This window comes from Salipiger bermudensis HTCC2601, assembly GCF_000153725.1.
Taxonomy (GTDB): Bacteria; Pseudomonadota; Alphaproteobacteria; order Rhodobacterales; family Rhodobacteraceae; genus Salipiger; species Salipiger bermudensis.
The window spans coordinates 1-2,500 of sequence record NZ_DS022279.1; the positions used below are offsets into that span (position 1 = coordinate 1).

1 tRNA gene and 2 rRNA genes (1 of these 3 cut by a window edge) are annotated in these 2,500 nt (G+C 55.2%); all 3 read right to left on the minus strand.

The window, feature by feature from the left end:
• Positions 1–22: 22 nt before the first annotated feature.
• Positions 23–99: transfer RNA gene (locus tag R2601_RS23970), tRNA-Met, on the minus strand.
• A 72-nt stretch (positions 100–171) separates the two neighbouring features.
• Positions 172–286, minus strand: a 5S ribosomal RNA gene (gene rrf, locus R2601_RS23975).
• 193 nt (positions 287–479) lie between these two features.
• Positions 480–2,500, minus strand: a 23S ribosomal RNA gene (locus R2601_RS23980) (it continues 881 nt past the right edge of the window).

Below are 2,500 nucleotides of genomic sequence, written 5' to 3' on the forward strand. Positions count from 1 at the left end.
GTCGATCCGAGTTCGTTAGGACTGGTTGCGGGAGTAGGATTTGAACCTACGACCTTCAGGTTATGAGCCTGACGAGCTACCGGGCTGCTCCATCCCGCGGCGATTTTGCCCTGATTATGTTTTGGTCAGGGTGGATCGTTTAGAGAGATACGGTTTTGTGGTCTTTTCTAGGTTTGGCGGTGACCTACTCTCCCACGTCTTGAGACGCAGTACCATTGGCGCGACGGCACTTAACGACCGGGTTCGGAATGGAGCCGGGTGTTTTGCTCGTGCTATGACCACCAAACCAAGGAAAGACCACGCTGCAGAGACGGTGCGGCAGGGAGCGTTTCGCGACGCGAAGCGCGCTGCCAGATCCCGTCACTGCGGGTGGGTGTTCATCAACCTGCCCTGTCGGGCGGTGCTGTCAGTCGAGTACGCTGTATGTGTATGCTTTTGAGTGTTCGCAGTCAGGTTTGTGTCCCTGTCTGTTACTGGATCAAATCAAGCCTATCGGACCATTAGTACCGGTCAACTGAACATGTTACCATGCTTACATCTCCGGCCTATCGACGTGGTGGTCTTCCACGGTCCTCAGGGATACCTTGTTTTGAGGGGGGCTTCCCGCTTAGATGCCTTCAGCGGTTATCCTGTCCGATCATAGCTACCCAGCACTGCCGTTGGCACGACAACTGGTCCACCAGTGGATCGTTCACCCCGGTCCTCTCGTACTAGGGGCAACTCCTCTCAAGTATCCTACACCCACGGCAGATAGGGACCGAACTGTCTCACGACGTTCTAAACCCAGCTCACGTACCTCTTTAAACGGCGAACAGCCGTACCCTTGGGACCTGCTCCAGCCCCAGGATGAGATGAGCCGACATCGAGGTGCCAAACACTGCCGTCGATATGGACTCTTGGGCAGTATCAGCCTGTTATCCCCGGCGTACCTTTTATCCGTTGAGCGATGGCCCTCCCACTTGGGACCACCGGATCACTATGGCCGTCTTTCGACTCTGCTCGACTTGTCAGTCTTGCAGTCAGGCTGGCTTCTGCCATTGCACTCAACGAGCGATTTCCGACCGCTCTGAGCCAACCTTCGCGCGCCTCCGTTACGCTTTAGGAGGCGACCGCCCCAGTCAAACTACCCGCCACGCAGGGTCCCGGATCCGGATAACGGACCGCGGTTAGACATCAAGAGTGCGAAGGGTGGTATCTCATCTGTTGGCTCCACAGAGACTGGCGTCCCTGCTTCGAAGCCTACCACCTATCCTGCACATCACAATCCTGATGCCAGTGCGAAGCTGTAGTAAAGGTGCACGGGGTCTTTCCGTCTAACCGCGGGAAGCCTGCATCTTGACAGGCAATTCAATTTCGCTGAGTCGATGTTGGAGACAGCGGGGAAGTCGTTACGCCATTCGTGCAGGTCGGAACTTACCCGACAAGGAATTTCGCTACCTTAGGACCGTTATAGTTACGGCCGCCGTTTACCTGGGCTTCAATTCGGAGCTCTCACCCCTCCTTTTAACCTTCAGGCACCGGGCAGGCGTCAGACCCTATACGTCGTCTTGCGACTTCGCAGAGCCCTGTGTTTTTAGTAAACAGTCGCCACCCCCTGGTTTGTGCCCCCAGCCCCTAGTTGCCTAGGAACCGGGCCTCCTTCTCGCGAACTTACGGAGGTATTTTGCCGAGTTCCTTCAACATCGTTCTCTCAAGCGCCTTGGTATTCTCTACCAGTCCACCTGTGTCGGTTTAGGGTACGGTCCTAAAGTGGGGCTATTTCCAGGGACCGCTCAGCTGCCAGTTCAATCCGATAAGGACTGACAACCTCTGCGATCCGTCACCACCACATGGCCCAGGAATATTAACCTGGTTCCCATCGACTACGCCTTTCGGCCTCGCCTTAGGGGCCGGCTTACCCTGCTCAGATTAGCTTTAAGCAGGAACCCTTGGACTTTCGGCGAGAGTGTCTCTCACACTCTTTGTCGCTACTCATGTCATCATTCTCGCTAGTGATCTCTCCACCCGATGGCTCACGCCCGGGCTTCACTGAAAGGATCCTGTCCTCCATTGCATCCCGAAGGATGCAGAAGAGGATAGATCCTATATCACACTACGCTCCGCTACCATGCCTTACGGCATCCTAAGCTTCGGCTCATGGCTTGAGCCCCGTTACATCTTCGCCGCAGGACAACTTGATTAGACCAGTGAGCTGTTACGCTATCTTTAAAGGATGGCTGCTTCTAAGCCAACCTCCTGGTTGTTTTGGTCGTCCCACCTGCTTTCCCACTTAGCCATGAATTGGGGGCCTTAGCTGTAGGTCAGGGTTGTTTCCCTCTCCACTACGGACGTTAGCATCCGCAGTGTGTCTGCCATCTAGTACTCCCGGGTATTCGGAGTTTGGTTAGGATCAGTAAGCCTGTGGGGCCCCATTACCCATCCAGTGCTCTACCCCCCGGGGCATTCGGATGACGCTCTACCTAAATAGATTTCGCGGAGAACCAGCTATCTCCGAGTTTGA